The organism is Kribbella catacumbae DSM 19601 (assembly GCF_000372465.1).
GTDB classification, from domain to species: Bacteria; Actinomycetota; Actinomycetes; order Propionibacteriales; family Kribbellaceae; genus Kribbella; species Kribbella catacumbae.
In genome coordinates this window covers 45,949-65,303 of sequence record NZ_AQUZ01000049.1, presented here as the reverse complement: position 1 = coordinate 65,303, position 19,355 = coordinate 45,949, and the positions used below count along the sequence as shown (strand labels likewise).

13 protein-coding genes and 1 tRNA gene are annotated in these 19,355 nt (G+C 67.8%); 8 read left to right on the top strand and 6 right to left on the bottom strand.

Annotated elements, in window-relative coordinates:
- Window positions 1-558, top strand: a 558-nt coding sequence (locus A3ES_RS0135185; RefSeq protein ID WP_020391538.1) for a transposase family protein, incomplete at its 5' end; no start/stop codon positions are given.
- 7 nt (window positions 559-565) lie between these two features.
- Here the strand turns inward: A3ES_RS0135185 and A3ES_RS49515 are convergent.
- Complete coding sequence (locus A3ES_RS49515) at window positions 566-802, bottom strand: nuclear transport factor 2 family protein (RefSeq protein ID WP_020391537.1); 237 nt, start codon at window positions 800-802, stop codon at window positions 566-568.
- A gap of 55 nt (window positions 803-857) precedes the next feature.
- Here A3ES_RS49515 and A3ES_RS0135175 point away from each other — a divergent pair, with 55 nt between their 5' ends.
- Window positions 858-1,496 (top strand): TetR/AcrR family transcriptional regulator, encoded by a 639-nt coding sequence (locus tag A3ES_RS0135175; RefSeq protein ID WP_020391536.1) that lies wholly within the window; start codon window positions 858-860, stop codon window positions 1,494-1,496.
- A 42-nt stretch (window positions 1,497-1,538) separates the two neighbouring features.
- Here the strand turns inward: A3ES_RS0135175 and A3ES_RS49510 are convergent, their stop codons facing one another.
- From A3ES_RS49510 to A3ES_RS0135160, 3 genes are all read right to left on the bottom strand, one after another.
- A complete protein-coding gene (locus A3ES_RS49510; protein WP_063746035.1) occupies window positions 1,539-3,209 on the bottom strand; it encodes a GTPase in 1,671 nt (556 codons plus the stop codon).
- Window positions 3,206-6,871 (bottom strand): dynamin family protein, encoded by a 3,666-nt coding sequence (locus A3ES_RS56440; RefSeq protein ID WP_020391534.1) that lies wholly within the window; start codon window positions 6,869-6,871, stop codon window positions 3,206-3,208. Before A3ES_RS56440 ends, A3ES_RS49510 begins: the two co-directional genes overlap by 4 nt.
- A gap of 90 nt (window positions 6,872-6,961) precedes the next feature.
- A complete protein-coding gene (locus A3ES_RS0135160; protein WP_026163497.1) occupies window positions 6,962-8,629 on the bottom strand; it encodes a PrsW family intramembrane metalloprotease in 1,668 nt (555 codons plus the stop codon).
- A 197-nt stretch (window positions 8,630-8,826) separates the two neighbouring features.
- Here A3ES_RS0135160 and A3ES_RS0135155 point away from each other — a divergent pair.
- Together A3ES_RS0135155 and A3ES_RS54550 are read left to right on the top strand one after the other, a co-directional pair.
- Window positions 8,827-8,903: transfer RNA gene (locus tag A3ES_RS0135155), tRNA-Arg, on the top strand.
- Between the two features lie 237 nt (window positions 8,904-9,140).
- Window positions 9,141-9,317, top strand: coding sequence for a hypothetical protein (locus A3ES_RS54550; protein ID WP_020391532.1), 177 nt, complete (start codon window positions 9,141-9,143; stop codon window positions 9,315-9,317).
- A gap of 33 nt (window positions 9,318-9,350) precedes the next feature.
- On the opposite strand, the gene A3ES_RS0135145 is transcribed toward A3ES_RS54550, so the two are convergent.
- Window positions 9,351-10,523: a zeta toxin family protein gene (locus A3ES_RS0135145; RefSeq protein ID WP_020391531.1), complete on the bottom strand. Its 1,173-nt coding sequence runs from the start codon at window positions 10,521-10,523 to the stop codon at window positions 9,351-9,353.
- Window positions 10,524-10,690: 167 nt separating this feature from the next.
- Here A3ES_RS0135145 and A3ES_RS0135140 point away from each other — a divergent pair, with 167 nt between their 5' ends.
- From A3ES_RS0135140 to A3ES_RS0135130, 3 genes are read left to right on the top strand one after another with little or no spacing between them, the layout of a single operon-like run.
- On the top strand, window positions 10,691-11,665 hold the full coding sequence (locus tag A3ES_RS0135140) for an aldo/keto reductase (protein WP_020391530.1): 975 nt from the start codon (window positions 10,691-10,693) through the stop codon (window positions 11,663-11,665).
- A 43-nt stretch (window positions 11,666-11,708) separates the two neighbouring features.
- Entirely contained in the window at window positions 11,709-14,078 is a 2,370-nt protein-coding gene (locus tag A3ES_RS51830; RefSeq protein ID WP_020391529.1) for an XRE family transcriptional regulator, read from the top strand.
- Window positions 14,047-14,790, top strand: coding sequence for a YdcF family protein (locus A3ES_RS0135130; RefSeq protein WP_063746034.1), 744 nt, complete (start codon window positions 14,047-14,049; stop codon window positions 14,788-14,790). The genes A3ES_RS51830 and A3ES_RS0135130 overlap by 32 nt, the downstream gene beginning before the upstream one ends.
- Before the next feature lie 52 nt (window positions 14,791-14,842).
- Here the strand turns inward: A3ES_RS0135130 and A3ES_RS49495 are convergent, their stop codons facing one another.
- Window positions 14,843-17,881, bottom strand: coding sequence for a ricin-type beta-trefoil lectin domain protein (locus A3ES_RS49495; RefSeq protein ID WP_063746033.1), 3,039 nt, complete (start codon window positions 17,879-17,881; stop codon window positions 14,843-14,845).
- Window positions 17,882-18,359: 478 nt separating this feature from the next.
- Between A3ES_RS49495 and A3ES_RS0135120 the strand changes: the two genes are divergently transcribed.
- Window positions 18,360-19,310: a LysR family transcriptional regulator gene (locus A3ES_RS0135120; protein WP_020391527.1), complete on the top strand. Its 951-nt coding sequence runs from the start codon at window positions 18,360-18,362 to the stop codon at window positions 19,308-19,310.
- Window positions 19,311-19,355 lie beyond the last annotated feature (45 nt).

Genomic DNA, 19,355 nt, shown 5'->3' with positions numbered 1-19,355 from the left:
ATCGCCGCGCATGGCCCGGATCTGCACGACGTACTCACTCAAGCGCTACAGGAAGGCTGGGCATTCGTCTGCCTGGACGGCACCCTGATTCCCTCCACCCGATGCAGCGCACCCTCGGAAGCCGGACACGATCTGTGGTACTCCGGAAAACACAAACAACATGGCGGCAACATCCAGGTCCTCACCGACTCGACCGGTTACCCCGAATGGACCTCCGAGGTCGAACCAGGCTCGACCCACGACATCACCGCCGCCCGGCAACACGCACTCCCCGCCCTGTACCCAGCAGCCTCCCAAGGCCTGCCGACCCTGACAGACAAGGGCTACGCCGGCGCCGGGATCGGCATCATGGTCCCGACCAAGGGCGGCAACCTCTGTCCCGACAACCAGACCCGCAACACCACGATCAGCATCCTGCGCGCACCCGCCGAAAGAGCAAACGCCCTTCTCAAACGCACCTGGAAAGCACTCGAACGCATCACCCTCGACCCCTGGCGAATCGGCACCATCACCACCGCCGCACTCGTCCTACTACACCTCCAACGCGGCACCCGGTGAGAAAACCTCAGTGGATCTCATAGTGCAGTTCGTCAAAGGCTCCCCGCAGCCATTCCGCGGTCGAGCGGAAGCCCGCCGGCCCCGGCACCCGCGACGACGGCGGCTGCACCAGGTTCTCCCGGTCGACGGCCGCCGGGTGGTAGATCTCGTCGAAGTCGGCCGAACTACCGTCAGCCATGGCCAGAATGCTCCGGACCACGATGGACCGCTGATCGCCGGACACGAAACCAAGGTCGTTGTTCATTGCCCCTCCCCAAATTAGATACAGTTGAACTGTCTCCAAAGTATTGGATCGGTGAATGACGGAAGTCAAGAGGAACTACGACGCCTCAGGCCGGCGGGAGCAGGCCCGCGCCCGCCAGCAGGCCGTAGTACTGGCTGCGAAGGACCTGTTCGAGCGTGATGGCTTCAGGGCGACGACTATCGCTGCAGTGGCCAAGTCGGCCGGCGTCTCTGCCGAGAGCGTCTACAAGGGCTTCGGCACGAAGGCAGCGCTGGCTAAGGCTGTGTTCGACTACGTGATCGCCGGTGACGACGAGCCTGTACCAATGGCGGAGCGCGCGGACGCCCAGGCGGTCCAAGCCGAGCCGGACGTGCGGCACAAGATCAAGCTGTATGTCGACGGGCTGGCGCAGCGGCAGGAGCGGTCGGCGAAGGTGCAGATCCTGATCCGCGACGGACGGCACACCGACGAGACCCTTGATGAGGTCTGGCAGAAGCTCCTGGCCGAACGCCTCGTCGGGATGGGCATGCTGGGCCGCCACCTGCTGGACTCAGGCCAGCTCCGCCCAGCCATCGAGCCGGACGAGGTCCGCGACGTCCTGTGGACCTACATCGCCGTCGAGCTGTACGAACTGCTCGTCCTGCAACGCAACTGGTCCCTCGATCGCTACGCGGCCTGGATCACCCGAGGGATCACGGGCGCCATCTGCCCGTGATCCCCGTACTGCGTACGCCCGGCGTAGCTCGATTCAGCCGGCTCAGCCTCGTGCGACTGCGAGCTTGTCGCGGCAGACCGTATAGGCCGTGAGTTCCTCGCGGGCAGGAGCGACGACGTGGGTGTCGGCGACCTTTTCCAGTTCTGTGCGGAGGGCCTTGGCTACCAGGCGGGCCCGGCGGTTGGCGCCGCTGGTGGCGAAGAGGCGGCAGGCTACCGAGGCGGCTACGCCTAGTACGACGCCGCCGACCAGCATGATCGTGGCGTACGGGATGCCTTGCCACTTCGGCAGCGTCAGGTCTTGCACCTGCAGGAAGGCGGCCAGCAGGAGCCAGACACCACCACCCAGCGCCACCAGGAACAGCAACCACTGCAGGAACCGCGCCGCACCCCACCAGCTCGGGTTGTTGTTGGCGCCAAGGTCCGTACGCGCGACTGCCTGGTCCAGCTCGTCTCCGAGGGACTCCTCGCGCCTGCGGATCGCAGTACGGACTGAATCGGCCCACGGGCGGGACAGCCCGGCTGCGGCCTTGTTGGTGATGTTGCGGACGGCCGTGTCCATCCGGGCGCGCTGCACGGGTGTTGCCGCAGGCAACGATGAGCGAGCGATCGACACCTCGTTGGAGGCCGACTTGCGCAACGCCTTGCCCTGCTGGCGAGGCACCTGATCCAGATGCAGCCGACGCAACGGATCCGGCCGGAACCGGGCAAGCCACTTGGTGACCGGCCAGCCCGTCGCAGCAGTGGCACGCTGCAGGTACGACCGGCGTACGGCCTCGACGACGACCGGTACGCCGCTTGCGTCCGCCAGTGCGTCGACCAGCTCGGTGATGTCCGACTTGGCGATCTCCGGCGTCTTGGCGTTGCCGCACTGGCTCGCCATCCGGTCGGCGACACGATCCACGTCCGCGGCGAGCCGCTCGCGGGCAGCGCGCTTGGCGTTGACCCGCTTGACCAGCAGGGTCCGCAGGTCGTCCAGCCCGGCACCACTCAGTGCAGACGTCGCGACGAGCTGCGGGCTCTTGAGACCATCCGACTTGAGCAGCCGGGTCAGGTCGGCAAGACAGCTCTCGCGCTGCTCGTCGGTGAGCTTGTCGGCGTGGTTCAGCGCGAACGCCATCACCGACGAGTGCGACGCGAACGGCTTGATGTAGCGATTGTGCAGCGCGGCATCGGCGTACTTCTGCGGATCGACCACCCACACCAGTACGTCGACCAGCTCGACCAGCCGGTCCACGATGAGCCGGTGCTCGACCTCGGTGGAATCGTGGTCAGGCAGGTCCAGCAGGACCAGCCCGTCCAGGTCCTCCGAGTGCGCGTCCTCGAGCGAGCTGCGGTGCTGCACCTGGTGCCGGCGGGGAATCCCCAGCCAGTTCAGGAGTTCACCGGCAGGCTCCTCGCCCCAGACACAGGCCAGCGGCATCGAGCTCGTCGGCCGGCGCGTTCCGATCGCGGCCAGGTCGAGCCCGGTCAGCGCGTTGAACAGCGACGACTTGCCGGAACCGGTCGCACCGGCCAGCGCCACGACTGTCAGATCGCCGGACATCCTGAGCCGCTGACTGGCCCGGTCCACGATCTGCGAAGCCTCACTCAGGACCACCTGGTCCAGCCGTCCCCGGCCGGCCTCGGCAGCGTCCTCGAGTGCCTCGATCTTCGTCAGGACATCGGTAGAGCCCCTCACCAGGCCCTTGACCGTATCCACAATTCCCGTCACGTGCAGTCCTCCACCGCGCGCGCGGCCTCCGTCAGTTGCCTGGGTGCGTCGGGATCGACCGGATGCTGGTCGAGCACAGCCAGATAGCGGGCGAATTCGGCATCCATCAAAGCATGAACTCTAGCGTCAAGGTCGTCCCGGGCCTTCGCCGCCAGGGTCCGAACCGCCTGGTCGCCGAAGACGGCCTCCAGGAGCTTCTGCCCGACCACGGCGGTTCCGGCACCGACACCGACCTCCGCGCCCGTGATCCCCGCAGTACTAGCGAAGATGACGACCATGAGGGCCAGGCCGAGACCGTTCACGCCGTACGCGAGGATGCGCGCCGCACTGCGCTTCTCAGCGCCCTCCTGGCGGACCAGGTCGAGCACAAAGCCCTGCCACTCGCGAACAGCGCGCCCCGCCTCGGCAGGAAACTCCTTGGACATCCGGCCCATGTCGCGATCGCCAGTCGCGAGCAACTGGCGGCCAGCGGCCGTCGACTGCCACGACTCCTCGGCCCGCTCCGCAGCAGCCTCGGCATGCTCGCGTAGCAAGGACTCCAGGCCCGACTCGACGGCGTCCTTGAGGTCCCTGGTCGGCGGCGCCTTGCCGACAACCGCAGTAAGGACCTTGTCGCGCAGGCGACCGACGTTGGTCTGCAGGCCCTTGAGCAGCTCGCCTGTCCCGACGAACTCCTGCCAGCGGGCGAGCACCTCGCCGCGCAGCATGGTGCCGTCCTGGGTCGCCTTGGCGATGTCCTTGACGGCCCGCTCGTACGCCGTTTCGGCTGTCGTCCGCAGCTCCACGGCCGTGTCGGCCTGCGCCCGGACCGCCTTGGCGAAGGCGGGTGTCTTCTTCGTCATCGCGGTGACGGCACCCTGCAGGGTCCGGCGGACGACGGCCGATCGCGCCTCGGCGTCGGCGGCCAGGTCCATCAGCCAGTCCTTGATCGAGGCAACGATCTCGCTCGCGAGCATTCCGTTGCCGTCGACAACGGTCTCCTTGATGCTGAAGAGCGGCGAGTCACCCAGACCGCGCTCCAGCAGCATCTGCGCCAGGTGCCCGGTGATGTCGTCGATCGTGTCGGCGGGTGCCCGGTCGAGCACCACCGCGACCGCCGTACTGCGGTCCGATGCGCTCTGCAGGAACTCCCACGGCACCGCATCGGCGTACCGGGCGGCGGTGGTGACGAACAACCACAGGTCGGCCGCGGCGAGCAGTTGGGTGGCGAGATCGCGGTTCGCCTCGACGACGGAATCGATGTCGGGGGCATCGAGAATCGCCAGCCCCTGCGGGATGGTGTCGGCGGCAACCAACCGGATCTGCCCGGGGTCCTCCGTCCCACCCGGGCTGTCCCCGCTGGAGCGTGCCATCCCCGGCAGCACCCGGTCGTTGGTGAACCACTCGGCGTCGGCCGGGTGGTGGATCAGAACGGGCGAGCGAGTGGTCGGCCGCAGTACGCCAGGCTCGCTGACGACCTTGCCGATGAGGCTGTTGACCAGGGTCGACTTGCCGGCGCCGGTGCTTCCACCGACCACCGCAAGGACGGGGGCCTCGAGCTGCACCAGCCGCGGGAGGATGTAGTCATCCAGCTGATCCAGCATCGCCTTCTGCTGCTGGCGAGCCTCATCAGCCCCGACTACATCAATCGGCAACCGACTAGCAGCCAACGCCCCCCGCAACTTCATCAACGCGGTAATCAAGGCCATAGCCGCCTGCTCAGTAGCCACCTCCTCCACCGACTTCTCCGGCGCAACAGCCACCTCAGAGGTGACCTCATCGTCGGCGGCGGTATCCGCTTCGGAGGCATCCTCAAGGGCGGCCTCAGCGTCGGCGGTGGTGTCGGCTTCGGAGGTCTCACCGGAGTCGGCTGTGGCGGTGCTATCCGCGTCGGAGGTCTCGGCTGTGGCGTCGGTGGCGGTGGAGTTGTCGTCTGGCGCGGCGTCGGCACTGTCGTCAGAGTCGCCGTCCGTCTCCGAGTTGGCGCTTCCGTCGGAATCGCTGTCCGTCTCGGAGGTGCTGGAGTCGGTGGTCGCCTCGTCAGTGGCCGCGCTGTCAGCCGAGCCTTCGCTCCCGGTGTCCTCTTCACTTGAAGAGTCCTCGGCGTCTAGCTCATCCGCAGAGTCACCCTCGCCAAGGTCAGCCTCTGCATGGGCGTCGGCTCCAACCGTGGCGTCGGTGTCAGCGTCGGCGTCGTGCTCTGCGGCTGGCACAGCTTCAGCGTCTGGCTCGACGTCTGTTGCAGTTTCGGTCTCGCCGTCTGCAGGAACCTCTCTCTCGGTGTCTGCAGGAGCTTCGGTCTCGCTGCCTGCGGCGTCGGCCTCGTGCTGATCCTCTGCGCCGACTGGCGTGGCGTTGTCGTCGGAGGCAGACTCGGCGTCGGCTTCCTGGGCGACGTCCGACTTCGCCTGTACTGCGAGCGCAGCGTCCGTTTCCTGTATTGCGGCTGCGGCGGGCTCTGCAGGTTCGCTCGGCTCATCGGCATCATCCGCGTTCTCTGTCGCGGGACTGCCGACTGCTTCGGCAACCGGCTCCGTTGCCTGGTCGTCGGCCTCGGGCTGCGACTCGTCAGCGCCCGACTCGGGCTGCTGAGCTTCGGCGTCCGACTCGGGCTGCGGCTCGTCGGTGGCAGCCTCCGGCTGCTGCTGGTCGGTGGCCGACTCGGGGTGCGGCTCGTCGGTGGCAGCGTCCGGCTGTGGCTCGTTGGCGGCGGCTTCGGGGTCTGGCTTGTCGGCGGCTGCCTCGGTTGCTGGCTGGTCCTCGGTCGCCTCAGCGTTTGGCTCGTCCTGTGCGCCCGGCTTCTTGGGCAGACCGATGATGATCTCGCCGTACTCGAGGGGGAATCCGTCAGAGGACTCCTCCGGCTCGTAGACGACCCCGACCATTGGTCGCGGATTCTCGGTCGGCTGCTCTGCCGGGACAGGTACCTCAGCAGCACCAGCAGCGGGCTCTTCGGCCGACGGCTGGTCGGTGGTCATCTCAGCTGACAGTTGGTCGGCGGGCAGTTCAACTGCGCTCGCCCTATCGGCTGAAGGCTCCTCGACTGAAGACTCGGTGGCCGAAGACTCCTCTGCGGAACCCTCGCCTACCGAAGCCTCATCGGCGGTTGACCGCTCAGCGGCCGCCTTCTCCGCCGTCAGCTCCTCCGCGGCCTTATCGGCAGTCGACTCCTCCGCAGACTTGTCCGCTGTCGACTCCTCCGCAGCCTTGCCCAGAGTCGGCTCTCCCGCGGGCTTGTCCGCTGTCAGCTCCTCCGCGGGCGTCTCCGCAGTCGGCTCGCCCGCAGACTTGTCCGCAGTCGACTCCCCTGCGGCCTTGTCCGCGGTCGGCTCACCCGCAGGTTTGTCCGCAGTCGGCTGGCCCGCGGGCTTGTCCGCTGGCTGGTTATCGCCGTTGGACGCCGGCTTCAGCGCAGTAGCCTCCGTGGTGGTGGCTGGCTCCGTGGGCTTGTCTGTCGCGGGCGCGACGGACTCCGCCGGCTCGGCAGGGGTCGGAGCAGCGGTCGGCGCAGCAGCCGGCGTACTGGCGGCTTTGCGTTTGCGGCGGCGCCAGAAGCCCTTGCCTTTGGCATCGGATTCGGCGATCAGCCGGGCCAGCTCGTGGGCAGACTGATCCTGGGCCGGAACCTTCGGCTTTCCCGAACGCTCCGAACCCTCACCAGCTGCTGACCTGGTGTCAGCCACGGCTACCGCCCACGAGCACAGAGTGCCCGGTCGGACAGCGCAGAAGCAAAGTCATCTTCATCCCCGTTTGGCGGCGTGGACGGGTGGCAGTCACTGCGACGGTGGATAGGGACCGTATCCTCCCGGCGTTCCGGACGATCCAGGGGGTCCCGGTGGGTAACCGGGCTGGGTCGCTGGGTAGCCGGGTTGCCGGGTTGGATACCCCGGCTGAGGCGCCGGATAACCCGGCTGAACCGGCGGATATCCACCGGCCCCTCCACCCTGCGCCGCCCCGGGCTGCCCCGGCCCCGGCTGCCCCGGTCCACCCTGTCCTTGCCCCGGCTGCCCCGAGTACTGCGGCGCCCCCTGGCCAGGCTGTCCCGGCACCACGTCCTGCACCCGGCCTGATTGCCCGGGACCAGGCCCGCCCGGTACCGGACCGCCGTACGGCGGTCCCTGCGGCCCGTCCTGGTACGGCGGTCCCTGGTACTGCGGAGCCTGGTACTGCGGCGCGCCCTGGTACTGCGGAACCGCCTGCGCGAACGCCGGCATCGGCGGGAACGGCACACTCGGGCGCCGGGCCCGGAGCTCGTCCAAGAGCTCCTTCTCCGTCTTGAGCGCTTCCGGGCCGATCACCTGGCGGACGATCTTGTCTCGCAGGTAGGCCAGTTCGGTCGCGTTGTGCTGGAACGCCTTGGCCGCGGTCTCCGCCTGCGCGCCGTACCGCTTGGCGTTCTGCCGGAGCGCCTTGCGGCCACGCAAGGTCGCTATCAACGGCACATCCTGCGGGACCAGCCAGCCGAACCGCACATAGTCATAGAGCCGCGAGGCGATCATCTGCCCTTCGCGTGATCGCATCACCAAAGCGAAGACGACCATCGCGATGAAGATCGGCACCATCAGGAACAGGTAGACGGTGATGAAGCCGCCGCCACCGGCCCAGCTCGCGCCACCGTTCCAGAGGCCGTGTGCGAGCACCGCGCCGAGGTAGCCGACGATCGGGGCGAGGTAGCGCACGACCGTACTGCGATGCCGGACCGCGATACCGATCCCGATCGCGGTGAACGAGGTGAACAGTGGATGCGCGAACGGCGAGATCAGCCCGCGGATCACGAACAGCACGAACGCGCCGCGCAGACCTTCGTCGCTGCCGGCCTCCTCGGACAGCTGCCGGAAGATGCGGCCGTAGTACAGGATGTTCTCGGTGAAGGCGAAGCCGACGCCGACCATGCCGGCGTACACCAGGCTGTCGATGATGCCGTCGAACTCCTTGCGGCGCAGTAGCGCCAGCAACAAGATGATCGAGCCCTTCGCGAACTCCTCCACCGGCGGTGCCACGAACACCGCGGACCGGTTGCCGCCGCTGCCGGTCTCGTGCATCCACTCAGACACCTGGGTGTTGATGAAGATCGCCGCGAGGGTGGCGATGAACGCACCCCAGCACAGTGCTACCAGAATGTATTTGGCCGGCTCCGGTTCGTAGCGGTCCAGCCACAGGTACAGCGCGATCACCGGGATCACCGGGATGAACGCGAAGCCCAGGCCCCACATGAACCCGCCCGCGCCGGTCGACTTCGCCACGATCGCGAAGATGCCCAGGCCGGCGATCGCGAAGGCGACCGCTACGACAACCCCGATCAGGATGCCCTGGTTCCGCCGCTGTCCGGGCACCGGATGGGTGCCCAGCAGGTTGGGCTGGGGGTACTGTCCGCCGGGCTCGCCGACGGACTCCACCGCGGGTTGCGGCGACTCGGGCGGGCCTCCTGAGGGGTAACTCATGCCCGCAGCCTAGTTGTAGAGCCCCCACCACGGCAGGACCGCCCACTCAGCGTTACCCGGATGGAACGACAACCCTGTACTTCGCAGTAGCCAGAGCCACCCGGTCGGGCGTACGCCCCGCCGGGAGGAACCCACGAGCGTGATCGGCCCACCATCTGAGAGACTCTGATCCGTGCCGCGGCTCAAGCCCCGGCAATGCGCCCGTAGCTCAGCTGGATAGAGCGTCGGACTTCTAATCCGTTGGTCGCAGGTTCGAATCCTGCCGGGCGCGCCACCCAAACCTGCAGGTCAGGCGTCAGACCACCTAGCAGAAGCCAGGATGATCGTCCCCGCCGGCGACTTCCGGCTGACCCGGGCTCGCCGTTCGGTCCCGACGTACCGTGGTCGGGCAACGATCCCTGGATCGGATCGTCGCCCACCTCGGCCGCAATCCCGGCCGAGCGTCCGGTGAACCACGTCGTCACTACCATCGACGTGATTGCTGGAACGGGGTGACATCTGAGGAGGAGTCATGGCGTTCGGAAAGAGGTCCAAGGAAAAGGGCTGGATGTCTGGGAAAGAGGCCGAGAAGCTTGCCAAGCAAGCCGGCCGCCTGGGAGACGACGAGAAGGTCCGCGACACGAAGGGCCGAGTGACCGGCGACTTCTCCAAGCGCACCCGTAAGCAAACCAACGAGCACGGCGTCTGACGCCGTCCGGTCGCGCCGCCGCCGGACGTGTTCCTACGCGTCCGGCGGCAGTACTCCCGCGGTAGCGATGTGCAGCGTGACGGCATCCGGGTGGATGTACGGCGCAACCAGCTTCCGCACCAGCCGTTCCGCCTCGGCCGCCTCCCGTTGGATCCATTCGATCGGTGCCGACCTCCCGATCCGCCGGAGCTCCGCAACTCCCTCAAGGAACTGCCGGGACTCCGCGGCCGTCCACAGGCGACTCCGTTCGCGCTCGACCACTTCCGCCGTACCTGACACTTGCTGATGGAGCACCTGCCCGTCCGAGCGCAGCACGGCCACGTGATCGGCGTACTGCTCCCGATCGATCGTCTCGGCCATTTCGAGCACCCGGCGATAGGCGCTGTCGTGCAGCTCAGGATCGGCGAGCCGGCCGTAGCCATAGACCTCCAGCCCGCGGAGATGACGATCTAGTACGCCGAACCGGCTTGCAGCCTCCGGTACGGCGAGGATCGCGACCTCGACCCGATATCCGGCCGACTTGAACTCGCGAGCCGCGTGCTCCACGTCATCCTGAGCGAGCAGGGGCGCCTCCATCACGACGTCGAAACGCTGCGTACGCGCGTAGGTCAGCGCCTTCGCCATCCAGCTGAGACCGTCTGCGCTGAGGTAGCCGGTGGGTCCGTCGTCGATCGGCGTGCGGAAGACGGGCCAGTGTGGCTGATAGCGGTCCGGGCCGATCGTCAGCGGATGGCGTCCATGGCGGAGCAGGACATCACATGCGAGCGCGTTGACCGTCGCTTTGCCGGCCCCGGGCTGCCCTGCGACGATCACCGCGACCGGCTGCTCCTGCTGCGTACTGGTCAACTCGTCCGGGACGATCCGCTCCCGGAAGATCCGCTCGTTCTCGTCCTCGCTCAGTTCCTGCTTACGGCGTACCGTCTCGCCGACCTTCTCGTCAGGCTCGGCCAGCAGTACCTCGCCCTCCGAGTAGATCGCGTCGATCTCCGGCCCGTCGTCCAGGCGCAACCGCCGGCGTCGTGCTGCCCAGGCCCGCTGCTCGGCCCGCCACTGCTCGATCTTGTCGGGATCGGCTTCCTCGTTCGCGATCAGTTCCGCGTAGAACCCGATCGCCTGCCCGGTCCCCTCGAGCGCGACCTCGTAGGCGACCTTCCGCGTCCACGCCCCACCGGCGGGCTCCAGCCCGCCCAACACACCGCTCACCATGAGCAGAAGCTACCGAAGCACAGGTCCGCTCAGCCCTCACAGCCGAGGCCGTCGCTGTCCTCTCCGATTTCCGCCTGACCGGTTGTGACTGCGTGGCGGTCCGCGGCCGAGCAACGGGATGAGCTGCGGGCTAGCCCTAGAAGGGGCACTAGCCTTATCCTGTCCTCATGCATAAGACGGATTCGAACGCAGATCTAAGCTCAACTGTAGCACCAAAGAATGCAGGGCGCAAGTCCCCCGCGATCGCTGGGGCTTGGACGCTAGGAGACCTGACCGTCAACCGGATCGGATTCGGCGCCAAACGCCTCGGCGGCAGCGGCGCGACCGCCGACACGACAGCCGGTACGGCGGGCACGCGGACCGGCGCCGAGCAGGTGACCAGCCTCCTCCGGCGCGTCATCGAGCTCGGCATCAACCACATCGACACCGCTGCCTTCTACCCCTCGTTCGGCAGATCCGGCGAGACCCACGGTTTCGACAGCCTCGACTGGGCCAACGACGCCATCCGCCGGGCGCTCGCCCCCTACCCCGACGACCTAGTGATCGCGACCAAGGTCGGGCCGATGGAGCACGGCCTGGCCCGGCCGAACCAGTTGCGCGGGCTGGTCGAGGGCAACCTGCGTCAGCTCGGGCTCGAGACGCTGGATCTGGTGTACCTCCGCCAGACCGGCCTCACCTCGGTCGCCGAGCACTTCGGCGTACTGGCCGAGTTGCGCGCAGCCGGTCTGATCAAGCATCTCGGCCTGTCAAACATCCGCGGCGAACACCTCACCCAGGCGCAGGAGATCGCGCCGGTCGTCGCAGTACAGAACCGCTACGGCGTCGGCTTCGGTCGCGTCAACGACAGCATGCTCGAAACCTGTGGCCGGCAAGGGATCGCGTTCGTCCCCTTCTTCGCGGTCACGGCGACCGGACGGGAGGCCGGTGGAGTGGCCGACACTGACCCGGTCGTCGCCATCGCCCGCGAGCACGGCGCGACTCCCGCCCAGATCCGGATCGCCTGGACCCTTGCCAAGGGCCCCCATGTCCTGGCCATCCCCGGCACCGGCAACCCCATCCACCTGACCGAGAACGTCGCCGCCGGCTCAATCCAACTCTCCCCCGACCAACTGGCCATCCTCGACGCCATCCCGTCCGACTAGTGCGCACTGGCAACCATTTGGAGGTCCGCCTTAGGCTTCGGCGATGGAGCCTGGGGCAGTAGCGGACCTCTTGCGGCGGTTCCGGGCGCGATCCGCCCTGACCCAGGAGGCGCTTGCAGAGCGGGCCGGCCTGAGCGTCGAGGCGATCCGGATGCTCGAGACCGGCCGCCGCCGTCGCCCGCGCCAACCGACGATCACCCGGCTGGCGGCAGCACTTTCGCTGTCGCCGGCCGAGGTCGAGGCCTTCCAGCAGGCCGCGACCGGATCCGCCCGGGCAACCACGACCGACCTCCCCTTCGACCTCGAAGACTTCACCGGCCGCTCGGCCCAGGTCGAGCAGTTGACGAAGGTGCTCGACGAGGCCGTCGGCCGAGCCGTCACGCTGTCCGCCATCGGTGGCATGGGCGGCGTCGGGAAGACGGTCCTGGCCGTGCACGCAGCCCGGCTGATGGCCGACCGCTTCCCCGACGGCCGCCTCTACCTCAACCTGCGCGGCAACGGCGGTCAGGCGCCACTGACTCCACTCGAAGCACTGACCGTCCTCCTCCAGGCCCTCGACGTACCGGCCGGCGACATTCCCGGCGACCTCGACCGCGCCTCGGCCCGCTACCGTACGGCGCTCGCCGGCAAACGGGTCCTGGTCCTCCTCGACGACGCGGCCGACTCCGCCCAGGTCATCCCTCTCATCCCCGGTACTGCGGGTTGCTCCGCCCTCATCACGAGCCGGAACAGACTCACCAACCTGAGCGGCGCCCGCCATCTCCTCCTCGAAGTCCTCTCCGAGCAGGAAAGCCTCCAACTCCTGGCGGAGATCGTCGGCGCCGACCTGGTCAATGCGGAGCCCGCTGCAGCCACCGACCTCGTACGCCGCTGCGGATGCCTCCCGCTCGCCATTCGCGTCGCCGGAGGTCAACTGGCTGGCGGATCAGCCGCCGATCTCGCGACGCTGGCCGCCCGCCTCGGCGACGACCAGGCAAGGCTGGACGTCCTCACCTCACCCGACGTGAGCGTCCGCAGCACTATCGCCGTGTCGATCGACGCGCTGGCCAAGAGCAAACGCGCAACAGATCAAGCGGCAGCAACAGCGCTGCCCTTGTGCTCGTTGCTGGACGGCGACAGCTTCTCCCTCCGGGTGGCCGCGAGCGCACTGAACCTCCCGCTCGACGAAGCCGAGGACGTGCTGGAGAAGCTGGTCGACGTCCACCTGCTCGAAACGCCCGCCCTGCACCGGTACCGCCTCCACGACCTGGTCGCCGAGGTCGGCCGCGAACGCGCCTACGCCACCCTGACCGAGGCCGATCGCCGATCCGCGTGGGAGCGAGTGCTCGCCTGTTACCAGGCCATGCTGTGGCGCTCGGAGGAGCTGACGCCGGTACTCCGTGAGTACGGACCTGGCTGGCCCGACCCGTCCTGGGCGGAACCGGCCGCCGATCAGACCGACCTGCAGACCGTCCTGGACTGGCTCGACGTCGAGCGGTTCGCCTTGCTGGCGGCGGTTCGAAAGGCGGTCGCAGGATCTCCGGTGGAGCGGCTCGCGGCAGTACGGCTAGTTGCCGGCATGGGGCAGCTCGGCTCGGCCCGACGTCGCTGGACCGAGTGGCAGAGCGCCCTCCAGGCCGTCCACGAGATCTTCGACGAGATCACCGATCCGGTGCCCAAGGCCCTGATCCTTGCCGACCTCAGCAACGCGAGCTCGGGCTACGGCGACTACTTGCCGGCAGTGGGCTACCGCGAACGCGCCCTCAAGTACGCCGAAGCCATCGGCAACTACCAGTTGCAGGGTTCGCTGCTGGTGAATCTGAGCTACACCCTGCAGCGAGTGGGCCGGCCGAAGGACGGGCTGGCTCGGGCAGAACAGGCATTGGAGCTGGCGAAGGCCCACGCGCAACCCGGCGTGGAATCGGCCGCCTACCTGATGATTGGCTCGCTCGCCGGTGAGACCGGCGACTTCACGCTCCAGACAGAAGCCTTCGTCCTTGCCGCACAACCTCTACGCACCAACGGCCTGCCGGAACACCTCGCCTACCGCCTTCGCTTCATCGCCGAGTCATTGCGCGAGTGCGGCCGGCACGAGGAGGCGCTCGAGCTGATTCAGGAGTGCGTCGACCTCTATCGGCAACTACCGGACCGGGCCGACGGCCGCCTTGCCGAGGCACTGTCAGACCTCGGGGCGGTCTATCAGGCACTCGACCGTCACGAGGATGCGGTCACCTGCTTCCAGGAGAGCCTGCCACTCGTCGTCGAGTACGAGATCTGGGATCAGGAGGTGCTCGCCCGAACACGGCTCGGCGAGAGCCATACCGCGGCCGGCCGGGCGGCCGAGGCACGGACCGAATGGAAGCTCGCCCTGAGCCTCTGCGAGGGACATGACGCCCCATCGGATGAGCTCCGCGCGTTGCTCGGGGCAAGCTGAGGTGGACACCGAGGAGCTGACGCTGATCTCGACCTACCTCGCCCGGCGCGATGTCGCCGAGATCGGCGAGGCCGATTTGCTGGTGCTGATGGGGAGCGCGGTGCTCGAATCCGTCGAGGTGGCTGCGCGGGCGTGGCAGGACGGGCTGGTGCCGCGGATTCTGATCAGCGGCGGCGTCGGTCACTCGACGCGGCATCTGGTGACGAAGGTCGGAGAGCGGGAACTCCGGCCGGAGTCGCAGATCTTCCGCGACCTGCTGACCCGCGAGTACGGCGTACCGGCGGCGGCGATCGAGATCGAGGACCGGTCCACGAATTGCGGGCAGAACGCGGAGTTCAGCCGGCCGTTCGTGGACCGGGCGCAGCGGATCGTGCTGGTGCAGGACCCGACCATGCAGCGACGGACCCATGCGTCGTTCGTGCGCTCGTTCCGGGATCTCCCGGGCACCGAGCTGATCAGCTTCGCGCCGGTGATCCCCTGGATCGGCCCGTACGGCGTCGCCGCGACACCCGGCGGACCGGCGATCTGGGGCCGGGAGCGATTCGCGTCCTTGGTGCTCGGCGAGATCCGGCGGCTGCGCGACGACGAGCACGGCTACGGTCCACGCGGCCGGGACTTCATCGACCACGTGGACCTGCCAGCCGTAGTACTAGATGCCTATGGCAACCTCTCGGAACGGTACCCCGGGCTGGTGCGGGCGGGCGGTGGGTGAGAGGTCAGCCCCAGAAGGTGTCCTCGGCCGGCGGGGCCGCGGCGCCCACTGGTCAGGGCAGGACCCACTTCTGGTTGGGCTTGGTGTGGCAGTCGTAGATGATCAGTTTTGTGCCGTTGGCGCTGAAGCCGCCCGTGGCGTCCAGGCAGCGTCCGGAGCGGACGTTGAGCAGCGTCCCGTCGGCGCGGGGTACCCACTTCTGGCCGCCGCTGCTGTCGCAGGTCCACAACACCACCGCACTGCGGATTGCGGTGCCGCGTGCATCCAGGCACCTGCCCAGCGAACGGAGCGTGCCATCTTCGAACTGAGTCCACCGCTGGTTGACCCCAGCACTGTGGCAGGTCCAGAGGATGACGGCGGTGCCATTGGCGGTACCGGCTCGATACACGTCGACACATTGGCCGGCCACTCCGGTGATCACGCCGGTGTCGCCGAAAACACCCGCCTCCGAGAGCGAGTAGCCGCCCGCGGTGCCGCGCGTGGTGCCTTCGATCCGCACGTACCGGGTCTCGGTCGCGGCGAAGGTGACGTGATCGACACCGCCGTCTCCGGTGGTGGTCGAGTAGACGGGGACCCAAGTAGTCCCGTTGGTCGACAGTTGGATGGCGTAGGCCTTACCGTACGCCGCCGCCCAGTTGAGCATGACCCGGTCAACGCTGTGGGCGATGCCGAGGTCGATCTGAAGCCGCTGTGGATCGGCGCCGGCGCTCGTCCATGCGGTGGACATGGAACCGTCGACCGCCTTCGGCCCTCCGGCAGCCGTACTTGCGAAGCTGGATACCGTGACCGGGCGGTTCAGCGCCAGGTTGCGCTTGGCGCGGTAGATGGCTGTATAGGTCGTCGGAGACGCGGGAGCAATGAAGTTGTGCGTGCGGGTCCCGCTGTCGGACCACGACGAGAAGCGGTAGATGTTGTTGGCGGAGAGCTGCAGCAACGCGGACGAAAGGGAGCCGCTGGATCCCACAATCGCCGTACGGGTGAAGGGTGCTGCTGCCGTGGTCGCCAGGTAGGTCAGCGGCAGGCCGGATGGTTGCGACGCGAACGTGAGGGCACTGGTCTTCGGATCCAGCCGGACGCTCTTGGTGTCGACGAGGCCACCGGAGTCCGTGGCGGTGAGCCGCAACTCCAAGTAGGACGGGTGTTCGTGATCAGGTGCGGTGAAGGTGCCGCTCGTGCCGGTCATCGTGGTGATCTGATGGGCGTGGCAGTCGCTCGGGCAGTGCTGCATGATGAGCGTCCACGTCAACGCCGAGGCCGGCAGGGTGCCCTGCTCCGGATCGCCGGCCGTACCGGAGAACGCGATCTTGTCGCCGACCTTCCAGGTGGTCCCAGGGCTGGGCGCGGTGATCGTCGCGGTCGGTGCGGTGTTGCCCACGCTGATCTGCGTCGCAACGGTATCGGTCCCGCCCCGGCCGTCGTCCACTCGCAGCCCCACCATGACGGTGCCGCCCGTGGTGTAGGTGTACTGCGCTGTCGCCGCGGTCGAGTCGTCGTACTGACCGTCCCCGTCCAGATCCCAGGCATAGGTGAGTGGATCGCCGTCGGCGTCGTTGGAGGCGGTCGCGTCGAACGACACGGTGAGCGGGGTGTTTCCGCTGTCGGGGTTGGCGTCGATCACCGCGGTGGGCGGGTTGTTGGTGGCGCTGTAGACGTAGCGGACAAGCCGGCCGTTGTCGTAGTCGACGGCGAAGATGTCGCCACCTGGCCCGGCCTGTAGCGCGGTGGTGCCGTAGCCCGAGGCGAAGGTGACGATGTCCGACGGGTTGGGAAGCCCGTTGGCTCCAGGCCGCATCGCCCACACGCATTTGCGGCTGTAGTCGGCGAAGAAGAGTGCTCCGTCGTACGCCGCGGGGTAGTTGCCGTCCGGGTAGAACGCCAGGCCGGCGATGGACGAACTGCCACTGCTGCAGCTCTCGCCCGCCACGACCTTGGCGTCGTGCTGGTAGGCGAAGAACGGGGCTGCCACGGCTCCGCTGCCGGCGGCGTAGAGATTCTCACAAAGCGTCAGATCGGCCCCGTCGTAGCCGCTCTGACGGCCGGTCCCCTCGTAGCACGGCCAGCCGAAGTTGGTCACCCCTGCGGTCGGGCTGACCACCCGATCGATCTCCTCCCAGGCATTCCAGCCAACATCTCCGATCCAGATCTCGTTCGTCCCCGGCCGGAAGGCGAACCGCATCGGGTTGCGGAGGCCGTGACTCACGATCCGGCGCGTGTTGGGATCGGTGCTGCCGTACTGCGGGTTGCCGGGCGCGGCATAACCGGTGTCTGGATCGATCCGGATGAGCGAGCCGGAAAGTCCGGTGGGATCCCCAGCGGTCCGCACATCCTGAGCACGCAAGGCGCCGCCCGCGGCAGCCGGCGGTGCGAGCGCAGTACCGATCGGCGACGGCGGATCGCCACACGGATTGTCGGGAGTGGCGTCCGAGGCTGGGTAGCTGTCCTGACCGTAGTCGGCGTAGCTGAAACTGGCCCCGTCGCCGCCGGTGGCATAGAGCATGCCGTCCGATCCGAACCCGATAGAGCCGATCGAGTGGCTGGGGAACTGCTGACACCAGTCCTCGACGAGCACCTGTTCGGCGATCGCCGTACCCGTTGGCGTCAGTACTGACAACCGCCCGCTGACCTGGCAGCCGTCGCTCGTCGGGCCCGGTGGTGACGGGCAGGGGTCGTCAGTCGTGGCAGGAGTTCCCCACTTGGGGGACGGCCCACCGATCAGACCGTCGTAGGTGTAGAGCACGTACACCCGTGGGTCCGCTGGGAAACCGGGATGCAGCGCAAGTCCGAGCACTCCGCGGTCCCAATAGTTGTGGACCTTGGTCCGCAGGTCGGCGAACACGGTCGGAGTAATATCCTCCAGCGAGTCGAAGACCTTGATGAGACCGCTCTTCTCGGCGATGAACACCTGACCGTTGGCCGCGAACGCGACGTTCGTCGGGTTCACCAAACCGCTGAAGACCACCTGCTCGCTGAAGCCGCTCGGCACGACCGCCGCGCCTGCAGGAGCTGCGGGTCCAGCCACGACCGCCAGCGGTACAAGCATCAAGACGAAAGCTGTCGCCAGCAGGCGAGCAGGAAAAATCGAGCCGCGCATCTGTTCCCCCACTGGCAACAAGCTGCCGATACCTCGATGTCCAGGCCATTCCTCGCCCCCCGGCGAAGACGCATCGAGGTGAGCTCAGAGTGACAACGCATCCCGCCGCGCGCAAGACCAGAACGACTAGTGGTCTGCCCCGACTCCGCTACGGCTCTGAGCGAGTACTGCCGGTTGCGATGCGGACGGCCACCACTACCGAACCTCGCCAGCAAACGCTTCCCTCGGCGTATCGGGGCGTTGGCGGCGGGTTCGACAGTGGTGGCGGTCCGCACCCGCCCTAGCCGATCCGAGACCGGCTGAGGCATCGTCCGCATCGGCTTCGGTCAACTCCCTGGACCTTCATTGTGACTTGGATCACAGCTGGCGTCTTCCCGCGCTTGGCGAGACCGCGTAGTGTTGGATTATGTATACAGACGAACGGTATTCTGTCGCCTCGATCGATGGCAGCAGTCCGGGAAGCGCGGGCTGAGCCGCCATGCTGCTGCGCCAGCTCGAGTACCTCGTCTCGCTTGCCCGGGAGCGGCACTTCGCCCGGGCCGCTGACGCCTGTTACGTGTCCCAGCCGTCGCTGTCCGCGGCGATCCGCAAGCTCGAGCAGGAACTGGATGTACCGATCGTCCGCCGCGGCCGCCGTTTCGAGGGCCTCACCCCCGAGGGCGAACGCGTACTGCTCTGGGCGCAGCGAATCCTGGCCGAGCGGGACGCGCTGCGGCACGAGCTGTCCGTGATGCGCGGCGGCCTGACCGGCACGCTCCGGCTCGGCGCGATCCCCACCGCGATGCCCGTCGTCTCGTTGCTGACCACCCCGTTCTGCGAGCGGCACGGCCAGGCGCGGGTGACGCTGGAGTCGCTCTCCTCGCGCGACATCACCCAGAAGCTCGCCGAGTTCGAGCTCGACGTCGCGATGACGTACCTCGACGACGACACCCTCGGCCAGGTCCGCAAAACCCCTTTGTACGAGGAGCGGTATCTGCTGCTGACCCCCGAGGAGGGCGCGCTGGCCGAGTTGCCGGTGGCAACCTGGGCGCAGGTGTCCGAGCTCTCGCTGTGCCTGTTGTCGCCACAGATGCGGAACCGCCGGATCATGAACGGGTACTTCACCGACGACGGCGTCACGGCAACCCCCGCGATCGAGAGCGACACGGTCTCCGGGCTCTACAGCCACCTGCGCGGTAACCACTGGTCGACGGTCATCTCGCACGCGTGGCTGCACATGTTCGGCGTACCGGCCGGGATGAAGGTCGTCCCGCTGAAGAGTCCCGCGCACGGCCCGCGCGTCGGCCTGGTGATCGCCGCGCGAAGCCCCGAACCCGTCCTGGCCCGCGCCCTGCTCGACGTCGCCCGCCAGGCCGGCGTACACACCGCACTGGACGAGCTCCTCGACGTTCACCTGATGGGTTCGGGCTATTCCCCTCAGCTCACCTGATAGCGCGGACCTATCCCGAGATAGCGAGCAAGTCTTGGACGCCGG

Excerpts from the sequence above, each read along its gene's own strand:
- A3ES_RS49515 (WP_020391537.1), bottom strand. The coding sequence starts at position 802 with ATGAACAACGACCTTGGTTTCGTGTCCGGCGATCAGCGGTCCATCGTG.
- A3ES_RS0135175 (WP_020391536.1), top strand. The coding sequence starts at position 858 with ATGACGGAAGTCAAGAGGAACTACGACGCCTCAGGCCGGCGGGAGCAG.
- A3ES_RS0135160 (WP_026163497.1), bottom strand. The coding sequence starts at position 8,629 with ATGAGTTACCCCTCAGGAGGCCCGCCCGAGTCGCCGCAACCCGCGGTG.
- A3ES_RS54550 (WP_020391532.1), top strand. The coding sequence starts at position 9,141 with ATGGCGTTCGGAAAGAGGTCCAAGGAAAAGGGCTGGATGTCTGGGAAA.
- A3ES_RS0135145 (WP_020391531.1), bottom strand. The coding sequence starts at position 10,523 with ATGGTGAGCGGTGTGTTGGGCGGGCTGGAGCCCGCCGGTGGGGCGTGG.
- A3ES_RS0135140 (WP_020391530.1), top strand. The coding sequence starts at position 10,691 with ATGCATAAGACGGATTCGAACGCAGATCTAAGCTCAACTGTAGCACCA.
- A3ES_RS51830 (WP_020391529.1), top strand. The coding sequence starts at position 11,709 with ATGGAGCCTGGGGCAGTAGCGGACCTCTTGCGGCGGTTCCGGGCGCGA.
- A3ES_RS0135130 (WP_063746034.1), top strand. The coding sequence starts at position 14,047 with ATGAGCTCCGCGCGTTGCTCGGGGCAAGCTGAGGTGGACACCGAGGAG.
- A3ES_RS49495 (WP_063746033.1), bottom strand. The coding sequence starts at position 17,881 with ATGCGCGGCTCGATTTTTCCTGCTCGCCTGCTGGCGACAGCTTTCGTC.
- A3ES_RS0135120 (WP_020391527.1), top strand. The coding sequence starts at position 18,360 with ATGCTGCTGCGCCAGCTCGAGTACCTCGTCTCGCTTGCCCGGGAGCGG.